At 40.8% G+C, this 26,104-nt stretch carries 20 protein-coding genes; 11 read left to right on the top strand and 9 right to left on the bottom strand.

Annotation, left to right across the window (positions count from 1 at the left end; translation table 11 throughout):
* Positions 1-177 precede the first annotated feature (177 nt).
* The 8 genes from hepA (at position 178) to V7K73_RS29125 (ending at position 10,455) form a co-directional block, all read left to right on the top strand.
* Complete coding sequence (gene hepA / locus V7K73_RS29160; protein WP_334885484.1) at positions 178-2,019, top strand: heterocyst formation ABC transporter subunit HepA; 1,842 nt, start codon at positions 178-180, stop codon at positions 2,017-2,019.
* 115 nt (positions 2,020-2,134) lie between these two features.
* Positions 2,135-2,974, top strand: coding sequence for a hypothetical protein (locus tag V7K73_RS29155; RefSeq protein WP_334885482.1), 840 nt, complete (start codon positions 2,135-2,137; stop codon positions 2,972-2,974).
* Between the two features lie 69 nt (positions 2,975-3,043).
* Positions 3,044-4,243 carry a glycosyltransferase family 4 protein gene (locus V7K73_RS29150; protein ID WP_334885480.1) on the top strand — a complete coding sequence of 400 codons (1,200 nt, stop codon included), beginning with the start codon at positions 3,044-3,046 and terminating at the stop codon, positions 4,241-4,243.
* Positions 4,244-4,289: 46 nt separating this feature from the next.
* Positions 4,290-5,279, top strand: coding sequence for a glycosyltransferase family 2 protein (locus V7K73_RS29145; protein ID WP_334885478.1), 990 nt, complete (start codon positions 4,290-4,292; stop codon positions 5,277-5,279).
* Between the two features lie 120 nt (positions 5,280-5,399).
* Positions 5,400-6,602, top strand: coding sequence for a glycosyltransferase family 4 protein (locus V7K73_RS29140; protein WP_334885476.1), 1,203 nt, complete (start codon positions 5,400-5,402; stop codon positions 6,600-6,602).
* On the top strand, positions 6,520-7,449 hold the full coding sequence (locus V7K73_RS29135; protein ID WP_334885474.1) for a glycosyltransferase family 2 protein: 930 nt from the start codon (positions 6,520-6,522) through the stop codon (positions 7,447-7,449). The genes V7K73_RS29140 and V7K73_RS29135 overlap by 83 nt, the downstream gene beginning before the upstream one ends.
* A 239-nt stretch (positions 7,450-7,688) precedes the next feature.
* A complete protein-coding gene (locus V7K73_RS29130; RefSeq protein WP_334885473.1) occupies positions 7,689-9,125 on the top strand; it encodes an O-antigen ligase domain-containing protein in 1,437 nt (478 codons plus the stop codon).
* Between the two features lie 217 nt (positions 9,126-9,342).
* Positions 9,343-10,455, top strand: a complete 1,113-nt coding sequence (locus tag V7K73_RS29125; protein WP_334885471.1) for a glycosyltransferase family 4 protein — start codon at positions 9,343-9,345, stop codon at positions 10,453-10,455.
* Between the two features lie 407 nt (positions 10,456-10,862).
* Here the strand turns inward: V7K73_RS29125 and V7K73_RS29120 are convergent, their stop codons facing one another.
* Both V7K73_RS29120 and V7K73_RS29115 read right to left on the bottom strand, forming a co-directional pair.
* Complete coding sequence (locus V7K73_RS29120; RefSeq protein WP_334885469.1) at positions 10,863-11,873, bottom strand: SDR family oxidoreductase; 1,011 nt, start codon at positions 11,871-11,873, stop codon at positions 10,863-10,865.
* Between the two features lie 460 nt (positions 11,874-12,333).
* The gene (locus V7K73_RS29115) at positions 12,334-14,076 is read right to left on the bottom strand and encodes a KAP family NTPase (protein ID WP_334885467.1); all 1,743 of its coding nucleotides are present in this window, start codon (positions 14,074-14,076) and stop codon (positions 12,334-12,336) included.
* 996 nt (positions 14,077-15,072) lie between these two features.
* Here V7K73_RS29115 and V7K73_RS29110 point away from each other — a divergent pair.
* Positions 15,073-16,539: an MFS transporter gene (locus V7K73_RS29110; RefSeq protein WP_334885465.1), complete on the top strand. Its 1,467-nt coding sequence runs from the start codon at positions 15,073-15,075 to the stop codon at positions 16,537-16,539.
* A 142-nt stretch (positions 16,540-16,681) separates the two neighbouring features.
* Here V7K73_RS29110 and V7K73_RS29105 read toward each other — a convergent pair whose 3' ends face one another.
* From V7K73_RS29105 to V7K73_RS29085, 5 genes are all read right to left on the bottom strand, one after another.
* The gene (locus tag V7K73_RS29105; protein ID WP_334885464.1) at positions 16,682-17,953 is read right to left on the bottom strand and encodes an ATP-grasp domain-containing protein; all 1,272 of its coding nucleotides are present in this window, start codon (positions 17,951-17,953) and stop codon (positions 16,682-16,684) included.
* Positions 17,954-18,011: 58 nt separating this feature from the next.
* Positions 18,012-18,284, bottom strand: coding sequence for a hypothetical protein (locus tag V7K73_RS29100; protein WP_334885462.1), 273 nt, complete (start codon positions 18,282-18,284; stop codon positions 18,012-18,014).
* A 116-nt stretch (positions 18,285-18,400) separates the two neighbouring features.
* A complete protein-coding gene (locus V7K73_RS29095; protein ID WP_334885460.1) occupies positions 18,401-18,940 on the bottom strand; it encodes a DOMON-like domain-containing protein in 540 nt (179 codons plus the stop codon).
* Positions 18,937-20,055 (bottom strand): phosphotransferase enzyme family protein, encoded by a 1,119-nt coding sequence (locus V7K73_RS29090; RefSeq protein WP_334885458.1) that lies wholly within the window; start codon positions 20,053-20,055, stop codon positions 18,937-18,939. The genes V7K73_RS29095 and V7K73_RS29090 overlap by 4 nt, the downstream gene beginning before the upstream one ends.
* Positions 20,056-20,252: 197 nt before the next feature.
* On the bottom strand, positions 20,253-20,423 hold the full coding sequence (locus tag V7K73_RS29085; RefSeq protein WP_334885457.1) for a hypothetical protein: 171 nt from the start codon (positions 20,421-20,423) through the stop codon (positions 20,253-20,255).
* A gap of 317 nt (positions 20,424-20,740) precedes the next feature.
* On the opposite strand from V7K73_RS29085, the gene V7K73_RS29080 reads away from it, so the two are divergent.
* Complete coding sequence (locus V7K73_RS29080; protein ID WP_334885455.1) at positions 20,741-21,730, top strand: aldo/keto reductase; 990 nt, start codon at positions 20,741-20,743, stop codon at positions 21,728-21,730.
* The gene (locus V7K73_RS29075) at positions 21,727-22,323 is read left to right on the top strand and encodes a TetR family transcriptional regulator (RefSeq protein WP_334885454.1); all 597 of its coding nucleotides are present in this window, start codon (positions 21,727-21,729) and stop codon (positions 22,321-22,323) included. Before V7K73_RS29080 ends, V7K73_RS29075 begins: the two co-directional genes overlap by 4 nt.
* Positions 22,324-23,032: 709 nt before the next feature.
* Here the strand turns inward: V7K73_RS29075 and V7K73_RS29070 are convergent.
* Together V7K73_RS29070 and V7K73_RS29065 are read right to left on the bottom strand one after the other, a co-directional pair.
* Positions 23,033-24,499, bottom strand: coding sequence for an MlaD family protein (locus V7K73_RS29070; RefSeq protein ID WP_334885452.1), 1,467 nt, complete (start codon positions 24,497-24,499; stop codon positions 23,033-23,035).
* Between the two features lie 114 nt (positions 24,500-24,613).
* Complete coding sequence (locus V7K73_RS29065) at positions 24,614-25,396, bottom strand: ABC transporter ATP-binding protein (RefSeq protein ID WP_334885450.1); 783 nt, start codon at positions 25,394-25,396, stop codon at positions 24,614-24,616.
* Between the last annotated feature and the right edge of the window lie 708 nt (positions 25,397-26,104).

Here is a 26,104-nt window from a genome sequence, read left to right as displayed (position 1 = left end):
AAATACAGAGACTTTACTTTTCGTTACATAGTTTGGTTTTATCTTGTCTACCTACTTACCTACTTACATCTAGATAGCCAAACACTGTAATTTATCTGTGCGGTAATTGATAATTTCATCTACCGTACTGAGGCTAAAGCGGTCTATCTACCTGGCCAAACTATTATTATAAAATCCATGCATTCCCAAGTTCCTCAAAAACTCCGTAGTCTGCTTAAAGCTTCTAGTTTCTGGCAAGACAACTATTTGCTATTGCGAGAATTTAAACACTTTCGCAAAATTGTAATTTTAGCTTTGATATTCTCGATTCTGGCGGCAACTTTTGAAGGTGTAAGTATTGGTTTTTTACTGACATTTTTACAAAGCTTAACTAGTCCCGACGCTAAACCTGTCCAAACAGGAATAGAATGGTTTGATAATTTAGTATTGGGGGCGAATACATCGGCAATTAATCGTCTGTACCGGGTATCTTCGCTGATTTTATTGAGTACTTGGTTACGTGTTGCCTTCAATTATTTTGGACAAGTCTATACTGAATTATCTCAACTGCATTTTGGCGATCGCTTACGTAAGCAAATTTTTGAACAGTTACAATCCTTCTCGTTAAGTTACTTTGCCAAAACTCGTTCTGGTGAACTAATTAACACAATAACTACAGAAATTGAAAGAATAAGACAGGGTTTCAGTGGCGCAGCTTTTTTAATAACTAGGGGAATCACAACTTTTGTCTACTTAATATCAATGTTTTTGATATCATGGCAACTGACTGTAATTTCAGCATTACTATTTACACTTTTAGGTGTAGGTTTATCGAATCTAAATGCCAGAGTCAGAGAATCAAGTTTTGGCATGACAACTGCTAATGCTAATTTTACATCAACAGCCATAGAATTTATTAATGGTATTCGCACGGTTCATTCCTGTGGTACTCAAGAATTTGAGCGCCAGCGTTATTACAAAGCTAGCGATAAGGTAGTAAGTACTACGACTAAAGTTGTATTCACTTGGACACTTGTCAAGCCAATTGCCGAAGGGGTAGCTACTACGGTATTGGTGGGAATGATTATTTTGGCATTCACTAGCCTAGTTAGTAATGGAACACTACAAGTTGCTTCTTTGCTAACATTTTTCTTTGTGCTATTTCGCTTCATCCCATTTGTTCAAGATATTAATGGTACACGAGCATTTCTCAATACTCTACATGGTTCGGCAGACAACATTAAAAAGCTCTTAAAAACTGATGATAAAAATTATTTTCAGAATGGAATACTTAAGTTTAAAGCTTTAGAAAGGGCAATAAATTTAGTATCTGTAGATTTTGGCTACGATGAGAAAAATATAGTGCTGCATAATGTTACCCTAACCATTGAGAAGGGTAAAATGACTGCATTAGTCGGAGCTTCTGGCGCTGGTAAAACAACTCTTGCTGATTTAATTCCCCGATTTTATAATGCTACAGAGGGAAATATTTATATCGATGAACTTGATATCCAGCTGTTTGAAATTAACTCTTTACGTCGTCAAATAGCTGTTGTCAGTCAAGATACTTTTATTTTCAATACTGATGTTTGGCAAAATATTGCTTATGGTACGCCACAAGCTACTAATGAGCAAATTCAAGAAGCTGCTAAACTAGCGAATGCGCTGGAATTTATTTTAGAAATGCCCGAAGGTTTTAATACCCAATTGGGAGATCGGGGTGTTAGATTATCTGGAGGACAAAGACAGCGAATTGCTATCGCCCGGGCGCTATTAAGGAACCCAGAAATTTTGATTTTGGATGAAGCAACTAGTGCCTTAGATTCTGTATCCGAGCGCTTAATTCAAGATTCATTAGAAAAGCTATCTGTTGGTAGAACAGTAATTGCGATCGCTCACCGTCTTTCTACTATTGCTAAAGCCGATAAAGTCGTAGTGTTGGAAGCAGGACGAATAGTAGAACAGGGCAAATATCAAGAGTTACTCGGACGTAAAGGTAAGCTTTGGGAATATCACCAGATGCAATACTATAATTCGTAATTCGTAATAGAGCCTCCGGCACGCTCCGCGGTTTTCATGCCCAAAGGGCTGTACGTAATTCGTAAATTACGAATTCGTTTCCTTAGTCAATTATTTATATAACGAGGAAAAATCAATGGTAAATATAGGCTACCATACTGCTAAAACTCAGGGTAAATTTAATCGCTCCCTATATAAAGCAGCCCTTTCTGTGATTGTCAGCATCCCCATCAAACAAACTCGGCAAGTTCCGATAAGTGTCTATGCTTTATCATGTGAACGCGATTTGCCAGAACAAGTGGCAAGTATTCGCTCATTCATCCGTCATGTCGGCATTCCAGATACATTCACTGTAGTTTCTGATGGCAGTTACACTGAGTCTAGTTGTAATTTACTCCGCCGCATCCATCCCTGTGTTAAGGTAATACTTTTACAAAACTTCCTAAGAACCGATTTACCTCAATGTGTTCTTGATTATGCCCAACTGCATCCAATGGGCAGAAAATTGTCGGCTTTAATGTCAATTCCTGTTAATGGTACTACGATTTACACTGATTCAGATATTTTGTTTTTTCCCGGCGGTATTGACTTAATTGATTTGAGTAAATCGGATGAAAAATCTTCTCTTTATCTACCTGATTGTTCTATGTCATTAGATGAGCGAATTATTTATGAGGATTCTGAAAAATCAAATCCCGTAAATGGTGGATTTATATTATTTAGGCATGAATTTGACTGGAGTTTTGCTATTGAACGTTTAGCAAACCTCCAAGAAGCTCCTACTTATTTTACTGAACAAACAATTGTTCATTTGACAATGCATCACAATCATGGCAAACCTATCTGCTCACAAAAATATGTTCTTAATGTAGAAGATCAGTTCATTTATCCAGATAAATCTGCAAGTAAAAAAATTGCCCTCAGACATTATGTGAGTGATGTGAGACACAAATTTTGGTTTAACGCTGGTATATAAATTGATGAATTTAAGCCTCTATTTAGATGAGGAATACAATTAGTAAAAACGTAAAAAAAATGGTGGTTAATGGTTAACTCAATCAATGATGCCAAGCGAAATAATGAACAATTGTACAGGGGTATTTTTGAAAAAGACCTGATTTATCAATGCTCCAATTTTGATGTAGGTGAGGGCGGAGGTGTTGAAACTTATTTAGCTTCTCTGTTTGAACATCGACCACCTGAAGTTAGCGATCGCGTGATAAAATCACTTAAGAATGTTGACCAAAGCCAGTTTAAGTTACTCCACCTCCACAGCCCAGATTTACTTTTGCAGCTTACAGGCGAGTGTCCTACGGTTTTCAGCATTCATAATCACTCATTGTACTGCCCTAGTGGCACAAAATATTTAGCTGGACAGCGAACAATCTGCGATCGCAACTTCTCTTACTTAGGTTGTACCTGGGGTAAATTAGCAGATAAATGTGGTAGCCGTAGACCTTTAAAAACTCTTAAAGAACTTCAAATTACTCATCAATTATTAGATGTCTTAAAAAAGGTAAAAATTACTTTTGTTGCTAATAGCGAATACGTGCGTCAAGAGTTGATTAAAAATGGTGTAACCCCTGAGCAAATTGTAACGCTGCACTGTGGCATCTCTATACCACAAATAACAACCGCACCCCTGAGTTTAGATATCCACCAAAATCATAGAATTTTGTTTGCTGGACGGATTGTTTCTGATAAAGGTCTGGAATGGCTACTTAAAACCTTAATACATACAAATCCGCAAATTCAACTTGATATTGCAGGTGAAGGTTGGGAACGACCACGGTTAGAAAGGTTAGCAAATACACTCGGATTAAGTAACCGGATTACTTGGCATGGTTGGTGCGATCGCAACACATTAAATAACCTTTACGAGCAGTGTTTTGCAGTCATCTTCCCTAGCGTCTGGCCTGAACCTGCGGGTCTTGTAACCCTAGAAGCATACTCTCGTTATCGGCCTGTAATTGGTAGTGCAGTAGGAGGAATTCCAGAACATTTGCGAGATGGAGAAACAGGTATTCTTGTTCCAGGGAATGATATCAAAAAGCTGGCGGATGCTATTCATAATTTGTATGGAGATTATGAAAAAAGCCGACAGATGGGCGAACAAGGTCATGCTTTATTAATGAAAGAATTCACCATGAATGCTCATGTAAATAATCTCAGAACAATTTATGCAAAAACAATAACTGAATTTGCTTTTCCAAAAAAAATATATAGCATTCCTCAAGCCAAATAAGCTTAATGTAATAAAAATTTACCTATAAAATATAAAGGAAAAAACTATGTCATTGTCTGAAGAATCTCAACAGCCTTTAGTTAGTGTTGTTATCCCCACCTATAATAGACCAGAGTATCTCAAGCAAGCGATCGCTAGTGCTATAAAACAAACTTATCAAAATATCGAAATTATTGTTTCTGATAATTGTAGTCTAGAAAATCCTCAAGCACTTGTCGCATCTTTTGGTGATTCACGCATCAGATTTTGGCGACATCAGCAAAATGTGGGGATGATTGCTAATCAGCAACATGGCTTCAAGATGGCGCAAGGTAAATATGTCGCTAGTCTCCATGATGATGATATCTGGAATGAAGATTTTTTAGCAAAGCTAGTACCACCTCTAGAAGCAAATTCTGAGTTAATTCTTGCTTTTTGCGACCAATATATTATAGATGCTAATAGCATAATTAATCATGCTGGAAGTGAAGAAAATACACGCGGTTATAAGCGAGACAAACTAGCAAAAGGAATTCATCAACCTTTTTATAAAATTGGCTTGGTAGATAAAAGCATACCTACTGCTGCATCTTGTGTAATTCGTAATATTATCGATTGGGATAGTATGCCCTCAGAAGCTGGCGGAATGTGGGATTTATATTTAACTTATCTCTGTTGTATATCTGGTTATGGCGCTTACTACTATCCAGAAAGACTAACGCGATATCGTACCCATGAGCAAACTGATACTATGCTCAGTGGTAGTCGAGATGTACAGGCAAAAATCCGCAAAGCTAAAAGCGAAATTTTTTGTTATCAAGTGTTTATGGAAGATGTTCGGTTACAGCAATTTAAGACTTACTTTCAACAAAAATGGTTAGAAGCTAATACTACTTTAGGAATTGGTTTGCTACGAAGTGAACAGATAGCAGCAGCACGTCGTTATTTTTGGCAAGTGTTGAATAAACAAAAATTTGATTTGCGAACTATAGTGGCACTTAGTGTTAGTTTTAGTCCGCGAGTTGTTGCAGATAAATTAATAGGATTATCTAAATAATAGAGTTAGCATGTTTGAGTTGTAGATTTTTTTAACGAACCACAGAGACATAGAGGTAATAAGAATAAGATTTTTACTTTGCGTCTTTTTTATAGGTTATTTTACCAAGTAAGGTAGTTGATGAAACTTTGTATTGTTACTCATAAAATAAAAAAAGGTGATGGCCAGGGGCGGGTAAATTACGAAGTTGCTCAACAAGCAATTTGTCGTGGTCATCAATTGACATTATTAGCTAGTGAAGTTGCACCAGAATTAGAAGATAATAGTCAAGTTAATTGGATTAAAATTCCAGTCAAAAGCTATCCGACAGAATTTGTGCGGAATTTTATATTTGCCCAAAAAAGTGCAGATTGGTTACGTCAACATCGCTCTGAGATTGATTTAGTTAAAGTTAATGGAGCAATTAATCTGGCTGCGGCTGATGTGAATGCTGTACATTTTGTTCACAGTTCATGGTTGCGATCGCCTGTGCATATTTCCCGCAACCGTCGAGATTTGTATGGTTTCTATCAATGGCTGTTTACGGCTTTTAATGCGCGTTGGGAAAAACAGGCTTTCCAAAAAGCGCAGGTTGTCGTGGCTGTATCCGAAAAGGTAGCGCAGGAATTAGTTAATATTGGTGTGCCGCGTTCTCGGATTCGTGTAATTGTCAATGGCGTTGATTTAGAAGAGTTTGCTCCTGGCCAAAGCAATCGCCAAAAATTAGGTTTACCAGAAAACGTTACCCTAGCACTGTTCGCCGGAGATATCCGCACACCCAGAAAGAACTTAGATACAGTGTTGCACGCCTTGGCGAAAGTTCCCGATTTACATTTGGCGGTGGTGGGACACACCGAAGGTAGCCCTTTCTTAGAATTAGCAGCATCTTTAGGGTTAAGCGATCGCGTGCATTTTGTGGGATTTCGCCGTGATATCCCCCAAATTATGCAAGCAGTAGATTTATTTGTTTTTCCTTCCCGATACGAAGCTTGCAGCCTCGTATTGTTAGAAGCACTTTCTTCAGGACTACCAGTAATTACTGCCACAGCCACCGGGGGCGGTGAGTTGGTGACACCAGAATGTGGCATCGTCTTACCCGACTCAGATGATATTGATGCTTTGGCTGTGGCGTTGATGTCCTTGGTGAGCGATATCCCGTTGATGCAGCAAATGGGCAAAGCAGCTCGTTCTGTAGCCGAACAACATAGCTGGACTACTATGGCACAAACTTATGTGGATCTATTCGAGGAGTTAAGCAAGAATGCGGAACACGGTTCTGATACCGACTTATCGCCGTCCACAAGACCTATCACGCTGCCTTTTGGCGCTACAGGAGCAAACTAAACCCGTTGCTCAGGTGATAGTGGTTGTCCGTGACACCGATGCAGAAACTTGGGAATTTCTCGCCCAATTCAAAGCGCACAACTTGCCATTGCATACCGTGAAAGTGACACAACCGGGGGTAGTCGCAGCCCTCAACGCCGGACTAGCAGCAGTGGAGGGTGATATTGTTTCCATTACTGATGATGATGCTGCACCTCACCCCGATTGGTTAGAGCGCATTGCCGCTTACTTTACCTGTGATAGTCGTCTTGGCGGTCTTGGCGGGCGTGATTGGATATACCACGGTAGCAAATTAGAAGACGAATCCCGCCCAGTAGTGGGACAGTTGCAGTGGTTTGGGCGAGTGATTGGCAACCATCACCTGGGAGTGGGAGAACCGCGTGAAGTCGATATTCTCAAAGGCGTAAACATGAGTTTTCGTAAAGAGGCCATCGGACAAATGCGCTTTGACGAGCGGATGCGTGGCACTGGAGCGCAGGTACATTTTGAAATGGCATTTACTCTGACATTAAAACGGGCTGGATGGAAGATAATTTACGATCCTAATGTTGCTGTAGACCACTATCCAGCAAAACGTTTTGATGAAGATCAGCGAAATAACTTTAATGAAATTGCCTTTATTAATTTAGTCCATAATGAAACCTTAATTTTACTAGAGCATCTGCCATTTATCCGCCGAATTATATTTTTATTATGGGCAGTATTCGTGGGTACATGCGATAGTTTGGGTTTAGTCCAATGGCTGAGATTTTTACCTAGCCAAGGACAGTTAGCGGGCAAAAAATTACTTGCATCCTGGCGGGGACGTTGGCAAGGATATAAACAATTCGTAATTCGTAATTCGTAATTCGTAATTCGTAATGAATTCAATTTATTCTTAACTCTAGTGGTCTGTCCCATTAATTCTGATAGATGAATAAAATTTAAATTTCTTTCTTTCTTTCTTTCTTTCTTTCTTTCTTTCTTTCTTTCTTTCTTTCTTTCTTTCTTTCTTTCTTCGCGTCCTTTGTGGTTCGTTCTCTTATCCTTCAAATTTAATGAGACAGACCACTAGTGATCATTGGTAAATCTAAAATCTAAAATTGAATGAATTCTAGACAGATACTTTTCAATAGTTTTTTACAAGAAAGCTATTCTCCAGAGGAGCGATCGCAACAGGCTTGGATGGCGATCGCAGGCTTTATATTACTGACTGTAGTTTGCTATTTTGCTGGTGCTACTGCTGCATTGCGCCTAATTTACCCGGTGACAGCTTTAATAGTAGCCATCTTTTTATACTTGCGGCATCCCATTCTCTACATCAGCTTTACCTGGTGGATCTGGTTTCTCACGCCCTTAGCTACCCGCTTGGTTGACTATCGGGTGGGCTGGGATGCTACCCGTCAGATGCTCATAGCACCCTATTTAGTAGTATTTGTAACTATAGCAACATTTTTACGACACTTTCCCCGCGCCTCACGTCAAGGGGGCTTGCCGTTTGTTTTGGCTTTTATCGGAGTCTTCTATGGCTTTTTAATCGGTCTGATTTATAACCCACCAATCCCCGTAGCCCGCGGGCTGATGGATTGGCTCAGTCCGATCATTTTCGCTTTTCACTTATTTATCAACTGGCGAGATTATCCCAGCTATCGCCAGAACTTTCAGCGAACATTTTTGTGGTGTGTGTTGATTTTAGGAGCCTATGGAGTATATCAATTCGTCGTGGCTCCTGAATGGGATAAATACTGGCTCATCCAATCAAAACTATTCATGAGTTCTGGAAACCCTGTACCTTTCGGGATGCGCGTCTGGAGTACATTGCACTCAGTCGGCCCCTTTGGTTCGGTTATGCAAGCTGGGTTGTTGTTGTTATTTACCAGTTCAGGAAACTTAATTTTTCCTGCTTCAGTTGTTGGTTACCTGTCCTTTCTGTTGACACAAGCACGTACTAATTGGGGAGGCTGGTTATTAGGAATAATTATGATCGTGGGTTCAGTCAAAGCCAGAATTCAAATGCGGTTAATCATCATAATTGTAGTGATGGCAATTTGTGTTGTGCCATTGACAACCATCCAGCCAATTGCAGGGGTTCTAGCAGCCCGTTTACAAACTTTTTCTAATCTTGAAGAAGATAACAGTTTTAAAGATAGATCGGGAAGTTACGATAAAAACCTTGGTTTAGCCCTTTCTAACGGTTTAGGCAACGGGTTAGGAAATATTTGGAAAGTTAATGAAAAAACTGGTCAAATTGAAGTGGTGGTAATTGATAGTGGCATTTTAGATATGTTTTTCACCCTTGGTTGGTTTGGAGCTATTTTTTATATGGGTGGATTAATTTTTTTAATTATTAGTGTCAGCAGTTATAGTGAAGGTCGTTTCGATAGTTTTCTCAGTGCTGCCCGCGCTATTGGGATCAGTTCTTCTACACAGCTAATTATCGGTAGCGGTATGTTAAGTGTGGCAGGAATGATTCTTTGGGGATTTTTAGCTATGGCTATGGCCGGACATAAGTATTATCAACATCAAAAGAAGTATGAATTATGAATTAATCCGAAAATATTTAACTGGATACAAATTATTTTTTTTGGTTAGTTAAACAACAAAATCTTACAACTTAAATAGGTAGGCAAGATAAAATCAAACTATGTAACGAAAAGTAAAATCTCTGTATTTGGCTCGTAGTTGCGCTTTAGCGCTAAAGCGCAACTACGAACCAGTGATGATTATTTGCGCTCACTTACTTAAATAGGACTAATATATTATGAAAGCAATTATTGTAATGCCACTAGCCGAGCAACGAGGTGGCGGTGAAATGATGCTTTGGGATTTGGTGCAACAGGGACGTAATGCTGGCGTTGAGTGGCTAGTGATATTTTTAGAAGACGGCCCAATGGTAGAACAAGTAAAATCCCTCGGTATTGATGCGCGAGTTGTGGAAAGTGGACGTTTACGCCAAATCCACCGTTTTATTGCCGCCGTTTTTCGGATAGCTGCGATCGCCCGCCGCGAACGTGCAGATATAATTGTCAATTGGATGTGGATCACGCATATATCTGGAGGTTTGGCAGCGATGCTGGCAGGGTTACCTGCTGTATGGTATCAGCTAGAAGTACCTAGTGACAAAACTTGGTTGGTACGAATCGCTACTTTAATCCCAGCCCGGGCAATTATCACCCTCTCCCAAGATGGCAAGCAAGCACAGGCAGAGATTTGGCCTCACAGACCAACACCTTTAGTTTATCCTGGTGTCGCATTAGACCGATTTGAGCCTAATGCTTTGCCATCTCCAGAAGAAGCACGGCGGAAGTTGGGCTTACCTTTACACGGGCCGTTAATTGGAATTGTTGGGCGATTGCAACGATGGAAGGGAATGCACGTACTGGTGCAAGCAATGCCTAAAATTTTACAGAAATATCCTGATGCTCATTGTGTGGTGGTTGGCGGTAAGCACGATTTAGAACCAGATTATCAGGACTTCTTAAAAGCAGAAATCGCCGCCTTGGGTTTGAAAGAGCAGGTAATTATGGCTGGGCTACAGCGTAATATCCCGGAGTGGGTACAGGCGATGGATGTATTCGTTCATGCATCAGATAAAGAGCCGTTTGGGATTGTGATTATTGAGGCGATGGCGCTGGGTAAACCTGTGATTGCTGGTGATGCGGGCGGCCCCACGGAGATTATTACCGATGGCATGAATGGATTATTAACACCTTACGGTGATGCAGAGAAATTAGCGATCGCAATTCTCCGTTATCTTGACGAGCAAGAATTTGCCCAAAATGCCGGAATAGCTGCCAGACAACGCGCCCTCGATTTCTCAACCCAGAATTATGCTCAAAACTTTATTAGTGTACTTCGTTCTGCTAAAGCTTGATCCTCCCTCACCCTCCAATCTATCAGTTACGGTAGTTTACACAAGTCATCTTGTTTATCGAAAATTTGGGTAAAAACCCCGTCATAAAGGACGGCTTTAAGTTAAAATCTATGTAAGTCGCCATAGGGCATTGGGAGACTTTAAACGGACGTGGAGAGACTGTAAGACTACTTAGTAGCAGGTTTCTGTGAAGCGTCAAGGAATCCTCGCTCATGCTGGACGAGGAGGTATGTCAACTAAAACTCCTTAAAACCTCAAACACTCCTAACGCACATCCCTCTCCTTACTAAGGAGAGGGACAGGTTTTACGTAGTAAAACCAGGGTGAGGTTTCTTTCGGCTATTCGATAAACTCTAAATTTTACTTATTTACACCACCGAACCCTTTTTAAGAGCGAGCTACTGCATTTATCCTTCCTCTTTGAATACTTGAGCTACTAACAACGCTAATGCTGCTGTACCGGCGATCGCACCCCACTGGAGAAGCGGATTTTTATCTAGCCAGTCAGAAACACTAGGTATAACTAAGTTACCAAAATCTCCGTTAACTCTTTCGTCTTCAGCAACAGGTTGGTAAAAATTATTTGATGCATCTTCCGATTTCGGCTCGGAAGTATGTTGTAAATTGAAACCCACGAGCAGTAACACTGAATCTACTAATGATGGTGAGACGCGCTGTACCAAATCTAATATTTTAGCTACATCCCCAACCAAGAAGTCACGAGTTGGATGTTCGGCTGTATAGAGGATAGCATCAGCTACAAGTTTAGGCTCATAGTAAGGTGGTATGCCGGTAGGCTTTACCCCTAATTTCGTCAAGCCATTATTCCAGAAGGGGGTATTAATCACTGCTGGCTTTACACTTGTGACACTGATAGGCCATTTTTCATGTTGCAACTCAACGCGCATTGCTTCGATAAAGCCCTCAACCCCGTGCTTGGCTGCCGAGTAAGCACTTTGGTAGGGTAGCGATCGCCTACCTTCCATTGAAGAAACATGGATCAATGCTCCCCTTCCCTCCCGCTTCAGATGGGGTAAGGCCGCCATTGCACCATACACCTGTCCCATCAGATCGACATCAATCACATGCTTAAACTCTTCTGGTGTTGTATTGTCGAAAGTGGCAAAGATGCCGATAGCGGGGACATGTACCCATGTATCAAGTCGCCCGTATACTTCCACAGTTTTATCTGCGATCGCCTTAACTTGCTCAAATACTTCTACATCAGCTACGCAATAAGTGGCCTCGCCGCCAAAGCCGCGAATCTCTTCCACTAAAGACTTTAGCTTTGACTCACCACGAGCCGAAACTACAACTTTTGCCCCGCGTCTAGCAAACTCAATAGCTGTAATCCGTCCGATACCACTAGAAGCTCCAACAACCGAAACAACCTGTTGATTAATTGGCTTTAATTGCATAAATGTTACTCCTTAAAAAAATAATGAATTGTTTTTGCTTGAATAATTCATTTAGCAATAGCAAGCGTAGTTTTAGTTAAACTAAAAACAAAATTAATTCCTTTAACATTACTTTACAATAAACTTTTTAGCAATAAATCCTTCTTTAGAAGTAAACAAAATTGTCTCTAAAAGAATTTATTTTCTCTCTACCGATAGGCTCAGATCCCCGACTTCGTAAAAGTTGTCGGGCATCTTTTTGTTCATAACTCCTGCACGGATTGCTATATAAATAAATCCATATTTTATATTATTTATAGCTAAGTAAGTGGGTCAAATTAAATATAAAACCTCACCCTAGCTCCGGCTTCCCTCTCCTTACCCTCTATCCGGCTTCCCTCTCCAAAACATCGGAGAGGGATTGAGGGTGAGGTTTGATCTTATATTTAATTACCCCTACCTAGTTTGTATCAGTTTTTACCTATATTTTGTTAGTCATTTCTTCTAGTTCTTTGAGGTGCTGTGCGTTCACAAGCCATTTTTCTTCATAGTTAGATTTATCTGTACTATATTGACTTTGTTGTTCTTTTAGTGTTGCAATTCCATGATTAATTATTGGTAATCCTTTCCCTTGGGTAATTACTTTTTTTAGCAACTTAAACCGTGATATTTCATTAATTTGATGCAAGAGTTGTGAGATACAACGACTAATGATAACTTCATTGTCAAAAGCAAGAATGCTATTAGATTCATCATCTTGAGATAATAATTGTTCGCTTACATCAAACAAAGCTTCTACAACTGAAGGGATATAATTAACAGGAATTTCTTCAGTGGATTCTAGCTGTTCTAAAAACACCCTAGCTTGCGTTGTGCCGTTTGGAAGTTTTTGTTTAGCAAGTTCTATCAGATAATTTTTAAATTTCTCTGTATTTTCAACCAAACCAAGGATAATTTTTATCTGAATATTAGATAACTCACCTACTGATAATGACAGACGAAAGTAAATAGGAAATATTTCTAAACTACACACACGTAGTTGTTCGTGCCATTCCAATTGCTTTTCATCTAGATAAGTATTACCAAAAATGAATTTAAACTTAGGAAAAAGGTGCATCAACAGGTTTTTAACGGCCTGCTTGTCCTCATCTCGCAGTTGAGCAATCCAGGTATTCAGAAGATTTTTGAGTTCGTCTATTGAAAGGTTTACCTTTCCTACAAAAATATGAGGATTCTGATGAATTATACTATATATCTTTGGGCAAAAGACTCGCAAAGACTCAATAGCAATGAAATCAACAGGGTTTACTTCATTTTTTACTGCTGGATATGTCACTGCTAAAGTGTTAACCAAACGAACAATATCGCGGATGTTAGTAATAAAGTGATCTATTCCTTGAAAATAAATATTACCCCAGCGAGTTTGGTTAATTTGTTGTTTTGGAGTTTCCGCAAATATACGATCGAGCTTTGCAAAAAGTAGCCTGCGAAGTGAGCTTTTATTAGGAACAGGTAACTCAAAACTAACTTGAATAATTTTTTCTAAGTATGCTTCTCCAGATATTTCTTTAGTATCTGCAATTTTTTTTATGACAATTTCTTTATCAAAAACTAGCAGATAGACAAGATTAGTAAAATTTCGCATTGCTTTGAAAATACGAAATAACTGGTTGATATCTTCAGCAGCCAACCGATCAATATCGTCAATGGTTATAACTATTCGCCTCTGCTGCTGTACTAGCGTGTCTTCTACTTCTTCTTTTAATTCGGCAGCTTCTTTGTCCTTATCGTCCAATAATGCTGCTAATGCCTTACCAGTTTGAGCATAAGGTAGAGGAATATCTGAAATAATCGCGGCAAAATCAGCTACTCTTTCCCTCAAACCTTTTGGGACAGATGACTCTTGGCTTAAAACGTTTTTTAATTGGTCAAAAAAGCGCCTTGTGATATTTTCGTGTCCAGACAATAACCAGGGATTAAAAGGAACGATGATTGGTTTCTCCTCCTCTGGCTTTTGCTGAAGATAGTGAACTACAAAGTTTAATAATGTAGATTTGCCAGAGTTCCAACAACCGTAAACTGCAATAACGAAACCTTCAGGATAGGTCATTTTGCAAATACTATCCGCTAGATACTTGGCAAAGTTCGCATGTCCTAGTAGGTCTTTTTCGGGATCAACTAAAGAGCTATCTGCCGATATATCGTTAATTTCTGTCTGTACCATAAGTTTTTTACTGATGTTGCGCTCCGGCGGGGCATAGCCCATCGTTGCACATTCGGTAAGATGAGCAATGATACCTCACGATAGAAATTTCCAGTGAATAATTTCCTCAAGGCTTATGCAATTGGTTATATATTAGTTATTTACCATCGCCCTGATTAGCAGGTTAAATAGACAAACAGCGTCGGAATGGAAATTCTATCTCCATGTCATCTAGTAAAAGTACTCAAAGAACTCCAACTTAAACCCCAATCCTAACTATTGGTTATATAAATTCAGCATAATTTATGTCTGTGTGTACTAGTGCCAGCTAAATTTTAAGACTCCTCTGCAAAAGTATTAATTCTTAAGAGGGAATTTGGCAAATATAAATTATTTTTTTGCCACAAAATATTATTTAACTGCTAAAAATATATATATAAGGAAGCTTTTAGCAAAATCTCTATACATAAAATTAAATTTATGTCAATAAATTGGCTTTTTTGATTAGAAGCCCAAGCCCAGCTATATGATGCCTGTTTTTTCTGCAAAAGCAGCCTATAGCCAATATTTACTATGAACTAGGGTAGGGCGCGTTTTTAAAGTCTTAGATTCCCCCAATCCCCGATAAATTGGGGGACTTTAAAAGACTCTGATGAAGGCTTTTTAAGGAGAGTCAGCGCTATCTTGCGGTACAAGCAGCAAGTGGCGTGGATTTAGGGGTATCTAAAAATTTAGCAGGCTAAACGAACGAGTAGTTTAGAAAACACACTCTAGTCTTTTGCCCAAGTAAGGAATTGCAATGCGTTAAAGCTTATTGATGAAACATTATATAAGTTTTACTAATTATAGCTAATAGTAGCTATAACAATTTAACCAATTTTGGGGGTTTAAGTCCCCTGTTTCTACAAGCAGCGTGTTTTGTGTCGGGGTTTAAATCCCCGTCACAAAACGTAATTGCGAATGGGCGAAAAAGCGAATTGCGAATTGTTTTAACTCTTCAAATATTGATTAGATAACATGGTTCAGTCCCAAGAAGATGACATTTCAGTAGAGGCTAGTTCTCTTTTCCCTGTCCCCATTCATGAAGTCTCAGAGGATAGGGCATTAACGGAGAAGGTGCTTTTTCCAACTCCGAAGCTGTTTTTGAAAATTTCTAAGCTAGAAATTCGCAAAAGCCTTAAAGCGCTAACTTATGAGAGTGTCTTTGCTACGCTTTTTTATAGTGTCATCGGCGGGGCGTTGCTCACTAATTTCTTGCTAGAGTTAGGGGCTGGGCCAGTACAAATTGGTCTACTGGCCGCTATCCCTCAGATTGTGAATCTGCTGCAACCTCTGGGAGCGTATTTGGTGAACCGAAGTACCAGCTTTCGCTCGTATTTCCTGTCTATTTTCATTCCATCCCGGTTGGTGTGGTTGATTCTTTTGCCAGCGATTGTCTTGGTTACTTCATCTGATATCGCTGGATACCAAGTAGTGCAGTTGACATTGGGAATTCTCTTACTAAGTAATATCATTGAAGCTTTCGGTCGTGCGCCTTGGCTTGGGTGGTCTGCTGTATTAGTACCTGAGCGTTTGCGGGGGCGATATTTCGGTTTTCGCAATAGCATTCTCGGCTTGACTAACCTTATTGCTGTGCCGTTGCTAGGTTTAGCAGTATCGGTTTGGCCTGGTGGAACAGTTGAAGGCTATGGTGCAGTCTTGGTTTTAGGAATTTTGCTGGGATTAATCAGTCAAATGTGTCAGTTCTGGATGACGGATGTAAATCCACAGCTTTTAAAAGCCTCGGCTTCAGACACATCTCAAACGCAGTATCAGGGTATAGATTTTAGCTTTCTCAAAGATGGTAATTTTTGCAAGTTTGTCCTTTACCTGAGCATCTGGTGCTTTGCTGTTAACATTAGCGCTCCCTTCTTTAACCTCTATATGCTGGATAACCTGGATATAGATATTAGTGTGGTAACGATTTATCACGGTTTAGGAACTGGTGCGAACATGTTAATGCTGCTTTTGTGGGGGAAACTGGCCGACCGAATTGGGAATCGTCCGCTACTGCTATTAGTGGGAGTTTTGGTTGCGGTGACACCTCTGCTGTGGCTAGGAGTTGGAAGCGATCAAATTTCTTTTTGGATCTGGTTACCCTTGTTGCATATACTAACTGGCGGGACGTGGGCGGCAATTGATTTGTGTACCAACAATATGATGATGGGAATATCACCCGTGCGTTATCAATCTGCTTACTTTGCGATCGCAGGTGCGATCGCTGGTATAACTGGAGCAATCGGTATCAGTGTTGGCAGCTGTCTAGCAACTCTGCCTGGTGCTGCGGGTTTGCTGGGGCTGTTTGTTCTCTCAGGCTTATTACGAATGGCTGCACTTGTGTCTTTGGTTTTTGTTCAAGAGCAGCGCTCAGTACCAGTGAGTCAGCTAATGCGAGTTTTGTTTCCCATCAGGCAGTCATCTAATCTGATTGAAGTTGAGGAATAAGTTTTTAACTATTATAGGACTTACGCAAAAGTTACGGAATAACGAACCTTATTAGGCGCAGAGGACACGGAGAAATAAGAGTTGGAGAGATATTTTACGTAAGTCCTATATTAATAGGGGCAGGGGTTAGCAGTGGTGCATTTTAAGGAAGCCATTGTAATCCCTTATCCTGTAATTTACGCTCGATATGCTGCATTTGTTGGATATTTTCTCCAGTAACGATCGCATAAATATCTGTGTTGATTTTTCCGTATTTGATTTTCTCTAAAGCCGACAGAATGATTAAATCTTTGCGATCTAGTTCTGGTTTTAAGGCGACTAAAATTGAATCCAGCGTACCTTCCATGCGGTAATCACTGGAATATTTAGCTACTCCCTTTCCCAATCCCACTAGGGTATTACGCTGCAAGCACAACGGAGTCGATCCATTGACTCGGAAATTGGCATCTATGGCATAAAATTGTCCGTCTTGGTCTTCTAGGACATCAAAGCCAATCACGCCGAAATAACCCTGTTTGTGAGCATACTGACCAACGTTAGCAATCATCTCAAAGAACTTGCTCATGTCAGTGTTGCGGTAGTCAATCAGTCCCCCTAAATAGTTGCCTTCTGGAGTGACGAGTTGGGTGGTAGTGCCGATGAGGGTTATTTCTCCTAGTTTGTTAATATAGAACTGTACGCAATAATTCTGCACTTCATTCTTGACGAACTCCGAGACAATAATCGTATCCAGCAACTTAATATCAAGATATTTCCTAATTTCTTCAAGGCAGTAGTTCAAATCGCTGGGACTTTTGATAATATAAGTGCCTTCTCCTGAGAGTCCGTGGGAGGTTTTAATTAAATATGGAAATTGTGGTAATTGAATGTCTTCAATATTGACTTGGTGCAGATTATAGCTCTCGTATTTCGGACATTGCACCCCCAATTCGGCTAGGGTTACTTTGCTGAGTAAGCGGTAATGAGTGTCTGGATCAACAGCGTGTTTTTCAGGCTTGAGGTGATCAAAGGGAAATAGACTAATGAGTTTGTCTAAGCGATCGCTGTGGCTGAGGTCATCCAAATAAGTCAAGCGATCCATCATTGACCTATTGGAGTAGCTGAAGCCGAAATGCTCTTGCCAATATTCAAGCAGCGACTTTGGCGGTGGTATAATCACAATTCCTGGAATGCGATCGCCTAATACAGCCAGATTTTTCCAAGGTTCTTTCTGACAAATCTTGTCGAAGGAGGTTTTGGTGGCTTCACTACTGCCATCTTGAATAAAATATTTTTTCAGGTTGGGATAAGCAGCCCAACTGGCCGTTGCAGGGTAATTTAAAATAAACCCATAAGATGCATCTGTAATATCTTGAGCAAACAGATCAGAAAGAGAACTCCCTTGAAAGTATTGAAAGTTATATTTTGAGTTCATTTAGCCCTCCCTACTTAACTTAGTTTTCTTTATTCTCGCCTACTTACTTATCAAAATCTCAATCTTTCTTAGAGTAAATACCACCTCCATAAACTGCAAAGCCACCGTATACAAAAGCTGGCATAATTAGAACAATCCACCATTTTCCTAATAGCCACCATTGATTTACATCTGTACTCGGATCAATATTGTTAGTTATAAAAAATCCCAAAGTGGTTGCTAAACCCGCGATCGCGTGAATGTAGATAGGGCATCTGAAGCCAGCTTTCCACCACGCCACAATAGCAGATATCAAGATAAAAGCGATGAGAATAACTTTGATCGTACTCACGTTCAGTCCTCAACAAATTGAACTCCTTCAATCGTGTTCAGCAATCTCAATTCCGAGTGCTTCACACTTAGGAGTCGATACCCTACTAGTATTCCCATATTAATTTTAGGTATAACTCAGAACTTAACAATAAAACTGTCTCGCAAATGAAAGTCAGTCTCCGCGCCTTTATGAGTTAACGCCCAGTAAGTGACCTCACCATCTCTATCTTTGATGACAGTCGTAATGGCAACTTCAATAGCTTGCTTGACAGAGATAATTTTATCCAAATCGACATTTAGAGCCAGTGCTAAACTATCAGCTTGATTTTGAACATTAAACGATAGGTTTTCAAACGCTGTTTCCTCTTGCATTCCTTGACGATATCCATCAAAGCGATAGACATTCCAGTGTCCGGCGGGGGAGAGGTTAAATTCCCAATACCGTGCAGAATCTTTGACACCAAGAAAGAACTCGAAGCAGGTGTCTTGCCAAAGTTCATGCTTGCGTGATGGAGTATTTGATAGTGGGACGATTGCAATTTCTTTTAAATCGTCCTCAAGCATATAGCGGATGGCAAGTTGATTACCATTTCTGGCAATATTACCTGCAATTTTCAAATTAGGCAGGGATTTTGTAGAAAGAAAGGGTTGTAGAGAAAATGTCTGATTGTTCATTTCATATCTTTAATAATATTACAAATTTGCGTTTCTTGAGATTCAATACTTTCGGTAAGCTTAAACTGGACGATCGCTCTGGCCAAATTATGTTCTGGGTGTTTAACTTTAAAGTAGACATTCCCTGCTAAATAATCAGCAAAAAATCTCAATCCTAGCTCAAAAGTAATTAGACGAATTGCATCATATATATATGCGTAGTCATTCTCAGTCAGAAACGCCTTTGCTACCGAGAGATAACCTTGTAAGATTCCCTGACACAGGTCGGTATCGAAATAAACACTATCCCAATTCTCAGTTTCTTCTCCCGCTGGATTGCAACCCGATCGCAAGCAATCACCAATATCGTAATGTACCAGACCGGGTTTAACGGTGTCGAGGTCGATGACGCTGACGGCTTGCAGGGTAGCAGTGTCAAACATGACGTTATTGATTTTTGGATCGCCGTGCATCAGACGTAAGGGTAGCTTGCCTTCAATTTTGGCATTTTCTAGGATATGTGCAAAGGTTTGGCGATCGCTAACAAACTGCAAGCAATAATTAACTTCCGAAGATTGACACGCACTAGTTTTCGCCAACACTTCTTGGTAATGTTGGAGATAAAGCGGTGTAATATGAAATCCTTGAAGGGTATCGGCGAGTTTTTCTGGTGGCAAATCGCTGATCAGATTGTGGAACATTCCCAAGGCATAACCGATTTCTTTCGCATGTGAGCGATCGCGCATAGTATCGAAACACTGGGAGCCTTCAATAAAGCTGATCGCCCGCCAAAAGGAGCCGTCTGCATCCGTACAGTAGTCTTGAGCATCCTTAGTCAACAGTACGCGTGGCACTTCCCAGCGACGATTCAGAGGTGTATGTTGTAACCGTTTGCGAACATGCTCAGTGAAGGTACGCATATTCTGCATAATCAGTTGTGGCTGCCGGAATACCTGCGTGTTGATGCGTTGCAAGACAAAATATTGTTCTTTTGAATCATCTAGATTTACTAAGAAGGTGTCATTGATATTACCACTACCAAAAGCTTTAACGTCTGTAACCTTCCTCAGCCTAGCGAATTGAGCAGCGATCGCAACCAGATTATCTGCACCCTGCGTATTGAATTCTTCCGTCATGTTTTTGACCTGTACTACTCCTCATATACATTGCACAAAGGCAATAGGGGATATCGTAGCGCAAGTGTCAAGATAATTCGTAATGACGCTCAGTTTTGCGGCTCATAACTAAAGTCCGTTAAAACTGACTTTAATCTTTTCTCAGTCGTCTTTAGACGACTTTAGCTATACGCCTGGTGAATTCATTCTGAGGCGGGCTAGATGAGAATGAAATAGCCCTGATAACACAGGGCGCAAGTATAAGCTTGCAAAATCAAGGTGCGAGCGACAGTTTTAATTCCTCTATGTTCGTAGTAATTAGTAGTTTGATCTAGGAATGCTGCTACAAAATCTAAATTATCATCAGCAATCTGAATAAAATTACCCAAATGACTAGAAATTGATTGCGGGGTTATGCCTGTTTTGGATACTAACAGGACTTACGCTTTCAAGGCAGTGAAAGCCCTGATTTCCCGTAGGGGCAATTCATGAATTGCCCCTACATTTCGTACCTAATGCGTAAGTCCTAACTAAGTTATTCATCCAATCTTGCACAGAGAGGATGGGGTCATTTCCCCCTGCCCCTTGCCTCTTGTTCAACAGATACTCACCGTTTTGGATGGCACTAACAAATATTGAATGACAGATATTGATTTTTGTTATTTATTCAGTATCATAGTTGTATCACCACAGTGGAAAACTTGCTATGTTGTCACGTCAACTGGGAAAAAACGGTTCAACAATATCAGCACTTGGGCTTGGCTGTATGGGCATGTCTGATGCTTATGGCCCAGCCGATCGCCAAGAAAGTATTGCAACAATTCATGCAGCACTTGATGCAGGCGTTAACTTACTGGATACAGGCGACTTTTACGGCATGGGACACAATGAACTGCTGCTACACGAAGCCCTAGCAGGACGGCGGCGGGAAGATGTTTTCATTGCTGTTAAATTCGGGGCATTGCGATCGCCTGACGGTAAATTTATTGGCTTCGATGGTCGTCCTGAAGCCGTGAAGACTTCACTTGCCTATACATTAAAACGACTGGGAACCGATTACATCGACCTTTACCAGCCAGCCCGACTCGATCCAAGAGTGCCTATTGAAGACACCGTTGGGGCGATTAGCGAAATGGTGAAAGCTGGATATGTTCGCCAGATTGGTTTATCTGAAATGGGTGCAGATACAATTAGGCGTGCTTATGCGACTCATCCGATCGCTTGCCTTCAGATTGAATATTCGCTCCTGAGTCGTGGCATTGAAGATGAAATTCTCCCGACTGTGCGGGAATTGGGAATTGCTGTCACCGCTTATGGAGTCCTTTCACAGGGATTATTGAGCGGTCACTGGTCGAAAGAACGCTCTAATAACTTTCGCGGACATCTGCCCCGCTTTTCTGGAGAGAATCTAGATCGCAATTTATTGCTAGTCGAAGCCCTTGGCCTGATTGCCCAAGAACAGAATGCGACGGTTGCTCAAGTGGCAATTGCTTGGGTGTTATCGCGGGGGAAGGACATTGTGCCATTGATTGGGGCGCGGCGTTGCGATCGCTTGAATGAAGCACTCGGTGCATTGGATCTACACTTAAGCAAGGATGATCTCGCCCGGATTGAAACAGCAGTGCCACTAAATGCCGTAGCTGGCGATCGCTATGATCCAGATCAAATGCGGATGTTGGATAGTGAAAAGAAATGAATGATTCAGCTTTGACACCGGAGCGGATTCTCGACGCTGCCGAAGAGGTTTTGCGCCGTTACGGTCTGGCAAAGGCAACAGTCGTTGATGTGGCTCGCTTTTTAGAGGTGAGCCACGGCACGATTTATCGGCATTTTCCCAGCAAGGCTGCCTTGCGCGATGCGGTAGCAGAACGTTGGCTGCATCGGGTTTCTACACCATTAGCAGCGATCGCCCAAGAACAGGGTTCCGCCGTTGAACGGTTGCACCGATGGTTTGAGCAACTCATGACTCTGAAACGTCAAAAAGTTCTGAACGAGCCAGAGTTGTTTGCAACCTATTCTGCGATCGCTCAAGAGGCGCGAGGGGTAGTTCAAGCTCACATTGCTGAACTGATAAGCCAAGTTGCTGCGATCGTCGAGAGTGGTATTTCCAGTAACGAGTTTAAGGTAACAGATCCGCAGGTAGCAGCGAAGGCAGTCTTTCAAGCGACGGTTCGATTTCACCATCCAGCCCACGCATCCGAATGGACCGATCCAAACATCGACACGGACTTTACCCAAGTATGGCGCTTGGTAGTTGCTGGCCTTGTGGTGGGTGAGTTAATCGTTTAACTGCTAGTCAGCATTGGATCTAAACAATTTTAGATTTGGCTCCCCTTAATCCCCTCTTCGCTTGCTCTTAGGGGAGACAAAGCATAGCTTTGGCTCTTTGGGGTTCTTCGGGTTTAATAAGCAATCAAGCGGACACTATATCACTCCGTGGCAAACTATTCAACACGAATCTTTTAATTCCATTATCCAAAATTTAACTAAACCACGTCTATCTTGAAACCTGTAGTTCAACTCTTTTCAAAAGGATTTGCCCTCATCCCCCAACCTATCCCCCATATATGCCAGAAGAGAAGCCAGAATTTCAAAGTCCCTCTCCCAAAATTGGGAGAGGGATTTAGGGTGAGGGCAAAAACTACGGTTATCAACTTAGATCAGGTTTAGTTCCGTGGGTTTAACATTTTTGAGGGGTCTAAGTCCCTCGCTTCTAACAAGCGACAAGTAATGCGATTGGGGTTAAAATCCCCATTACAAAACAAAATTTACGAATTACGTACAGCCCTTTGGGCATGAAAACCGCGCAGCGTGCCGGAGGCTCTATTACGAATTACGAATTATTTAAGTCCCCCGGTTCTAAAACTGGTAAGTAATGCGATTGGGGTTAAATCCCCATTACAAAACAAAATTTACGAATTACGAATTACGAATTACGAATTACGAATTACGAATTACGAATTACGAATTATTTTAAAATTCGGTCAAGCTGTATTGCCTATTTTCCCGTCTCCAGTTGCTCCCGTTGCTTACCATACTCCCGCAGCTGCTTCAAAAGGTTTTCTTGGGATGAGTTAGAGATAGACAGACTGGGAGTTGGGGTTGGTTCCGGGTTGATGTCGGTACTGGCAAAATTAGCAGGTGGGGGATTAATTACGTAGACCGATAGAGACTTATCATTAGACATTGCCTCTTGAGTTGGTGTTGGGATAGGAATTAGATTCTTTGGTTTGCTCACAGCAGTTTTTACCGAATCTAGAGTACTAGCAACTTGCACTTGTTGCTGCATCTGTTGTGTAGAAGATACTAAACTACTTAGACCATTCACCAATTGCCGCAAATTTTGTCGGAAAGTAGGATCGCCTGTCAACTCATCCAAATCAGATGTAATTTTTTGGCTATTTTCAAAGGTTACTCGTGCTGAATCTAAAGTTTGTTGCAGCAGCACCACATTCTTTGGATCGTTTAAGGTTTTTGAAGCATCACGTAAATTAGCTGAGGCTTGCGCCGCATTTGCTGAAAGAGTTTCTAAATTGTTGATTAATTTTCCTTGAGTGAATCGATTCACAGCTGGTGATAGGCTACTGACTGTAACACGCAGTTGGTTGCTCGTTTCGGTGATATTGTTCAAAGCGCCAACCAGCGAAGAACGATTTGTTGTCAATAAATTATCCAGATTGTTCAGCAAACGATTTGCTTGAGTTGCAGTTGCACCGAATTGATTTATTGTTTGACTCGAAGATGTACTAAGTTGGTTTGTCGCTCGTTGCACTGAATTAGCAGTGGCTGAAAAGGTATTAAGTTGTTGTCGCAAGTTTTTGGTCAAACCTTGTAAATCTTGACTTAGCCCAGTAAAACTGGTTGCTGCGGTTGTGGTAGTTTCTAGAACCCTATTGACATTTCTATAAAATTGGGGGTTATTATATGCAGCTGCTAAATCAGTTGAACTGCGAATTAATTCATCAACACTGATGCCAACCTGACCTTTTAACCGAGAGCCATTACAAATTATCAGGCTCTGATCGCAATTTTTATCTAGGGGTTTAGCAATCACAACCCCAGTAGGTAAGGCTGCTTTTGGTGTGATGTCGATAATACTTTCGCTAATTAATCCGCTTTGATTAGCTTCCACCAGTACATTCCGGGGGAGAAGTAAGTCAGTTTGGCCAATTTCAATCTCTACATCAATGGCATTTGCTCTGGGTCGAACCTGGGAAATAGTTCCTACCTTAAAACCACGATAGCGAACTGCTGCTCCCTTTTGCATTCCGCCAGCGTTAGCAAATTCCACAATAATTTTGTATGAACGACCAGCAGGAGTGAATCTATTTAACCACAAAAAGAGTAACCCAAATACCCCTAATCCTAGCAGGAGCAACAACCCCACAGAGCCTTCTCTAAATGTTCGCCCAGACGCGTTGGCGAAGCCTCTCGGAGAGAAGCGGCTTGTCATAAGACCTCGCATTTTTTTCCTCCACCCAATAATTAGTTATGAGTTATGAGTTATGAGTTATGAGTTATGAGTTATGAGTTAGGAGTTGAATTTAACTCTCCCTCCTGATTCTTAACTCCTCACTTTCTAACCGATGACTTGAATCGGCCCTTGCACACTTCCACTGAGAAATTGTTTGATTAAAGGATTTTCTGTGTTGTATGTTTCACTAACTGTACCCTGCCACTGCACTCTACCTTCATAAAGGAATATAAGTCTATCAGCTGTACGGCGCATAGTACTGTCTTGGTGGGTAACAACAGCATAAGTACTACAAACTCCATGTAAACATTGCAAATAGCGGATTAAATCTTCGATTACTGTTGAGGCAATCGGATCAAGTCCGGCTGTTGGTTCGTCGTATAGTAGAACTTCTGGGCCTTCTGTGAGATCATCGGGATTAGACATAATCGCACGAGCAAAACTTACGCGTTTTCGCATTCCCCCCGAAAGTTCGGCTGGGTAGAGATGGCCTATTTCTGGCAAACCTACCATATCCAATTTTTCTTTTACCAAATCTTGGATGCGCGATCGCGGTAGGTTTGAATTTTGATAAAGTAAAAACCCCACATTCTCCTGCACCGTCAGCGAATCAAATAGCGCCGCCTGCTGAAACACCATGCCAATGCCAACCTGCTGGCCACCATCCTCTATCAAACCCTCTCGCCGCACTCCTTGTACATAAACTTCTCCTTCATCAACAGTAAGTAACCCCGCCATTACCCGTAAAATTGTTGATTTACCAGTCCCCGATGGGCCAATAATCCCTAGTGCTTCTCCCCGGTAAATGCTTAAGTCTACATTATCTAGAACTTTATGGCTACCAAAGGACTTAGAAACACCTTTCAGTTCAATCAATGGTTCAGTCATTAGTTATTAGTCATTGGTCATTGGTCATTGGTCATTTGTCATTGGTCATTAGCAAAGGACAAAGGACAAATAGCCCAATAGTGATGTCATAGTTATTGGTCGGGCTTTGTATGGTACATTATAAGTATATGATTAGCATTTTAATTAAGAAAATTTATTTTTCTAGTATAATACTTAGTTATTTACAATGTTTAACGTCTCCGAATTCCCTAAACGCAAGCTTGACGAAGACACCCTAGTAATTTAACATCTCAGTAATGGAGAACTAAGACTCCAGTTTTTTGTGGAGATTAGCAAAGTGATACAATAGTATAAACTACTTAGCATGAATATGCTGATTATTGTTATAAATACTTAAATAAAAGCTCCGAAAACAAAAAATAATTAACAGCTTGATGCAAGACATAGCAGTAATATTTAATTTGTGATAATCAAAAGGTTAAGATTCACGAGTTTTTAGATAAGTCGAAAATTTTTGTTCCTGAATGATTAAGTAGGGCTATTTCGTTGAACTAGAATTATGTCTCCCCTCTCCCATATTTGGGAGAGGGGCTGGGGGTGAGGGAAAAGATTTAAGCACTCATTGCTCCCTACCCAATACCTATTCAAATGAGAACCGCTATAATTTGAAAGGTTCAGGACTTACGCATAGGTAACGTAAAATCGAACTGCAGAGGACGCAGAGCGCACGGAGAAATAAGAGTTTAA

The sequence above is a fragment of the Nostoc sp. genome, assembly GCF_036916975.1.
GTDB lineage: Bacteria > Cyanobacteriota > Cyanobacteriia > Cyanobacteriales > Nostocaceae > Nostoc.
The sequence above is the reverse complement of the archived record's forward strand: the minus strand, read 5'-3'. Positions and strand labels throughout refer to the sequence as shown.

Coding starts and splice junctions, on each gene's coding strand:
- V7K73_RS29065 (WP_334885450.1), bottom strand. CDS start 25,396: ATGACTGAACCATTGATTGAACTGAAAGGTGTTTCTAAGTCCTTTGGT.
- V7K73_RS29150 (WP_334885480.1), top strand. CDS start 3,044: ATGGTTAACTCAATCAATGATGCCAAGCGAAATAATGAACAATTGTAC.
- V7K73_RS29070 (WP_334885452.1), bottom strand. CDS start 24,499: ATGCGAGGTCTTATGACAAGCCGCTTCTCTCCGAGAGGCTTCGCCAAC.
- V7K73_RS29105 (WP_334885464.1), bottom strand. CDS start 17,953: ATGAACTCAAAATATAACTTTCAATACTTTCAAGGGAGTTCTCTTTCT.
- V7K73_RS29075 (WP_334885454.1), top strand. CDS start 21,727: ATGAATGATTCAGCTTTGACACCGGAGCGGATTCTCGACGCTGCCGAA.
- V7K73_RS29110 (WP_334885465.1), top strand. CDS start 15,073: ATGGTTCAGTCCCAAGAAGATGACATTTCAGTAGAGGCTAGTTCTCTT.
- V7K73_RS29125 (WP_334885471.1), top strand. CDS start 9,343: ATGAAAGCAATTATTGTAATGCCACTAGCCGAGCAACGAGGTGGCGGT.
- V7K73_RS29130 (WP_334885473.1), top strand. CDS start 7,689: ATGAATTCTAGACAGATACTTTTCAATAGTTTTTTACAAGAAAGCTAT.
- V7K73_RS29140 (WP_334885476.1), top strand. CDS start 5,400: ATGAAACTTTGTATTGTTACTCATAAAATAAAAAAAGGTGATGGCCAG.
- V7K73_RS29080 (WP_334885455.1), top strand. CDS start 20,741: ATGTTGTCACGTCAACTGGGAAAAAACGGTTCAACAATATCAGCACTT.
- V7K73_RS29155 (WP_334885482.1), top strand. CDS start 2,135: ATGGTAAATATAGGCTACCATACTGCTAAAACTCAGGGTAAATTTAAT.
- hepA (WP_334885484.1), top strand. CDS start 178: ATGCATTCCCAAGTTCCTCAAAAACTCCGTAGTCTGCTTAAAGCTTCT.
- V7K73_RS29090 (WP_334885458.1), bottom strand. CDS start 20,055: ATGACGGAAGAATTCAATACGCAGGGTGCAGATAATCTGGTTGCGATC.
- V7K73_RS29115 (WP_334885467.1), bottom strand. CDS start 14,076: ATGGTACAGACAGAAATTAACGATATATCGGCAGATAGCTCTTTAGTT.
- V7K73_RS29135 (WP_334885474.1), top strand. CDS start 6,520: ATGCGGAACACGGTTCTGATACCGACTTATCGCCGTCCACAAGACCTA.
- V7K73_RS29095 (WP_334885460.1), bottom strand. CDS start 18,940: ATGAACAATCAGACATTTTCTCTACAACCCTTTCTTTCTACAAAATCC.
- V7K73_RS29120 (WP_334885469.1), bottom strand. CDS start 11,873: ATGCAATTAAAGCCAATTAATCAACAGGTTGTTTCGGTTGTTGGAGCT.
- V7K73_RS29145 (WP_334885478.1), top strand. CDS start 4,290: ATGTCATTGTCTGAAGAATCTCAACAGCCTTTAGTTAGTGTTGTTATC.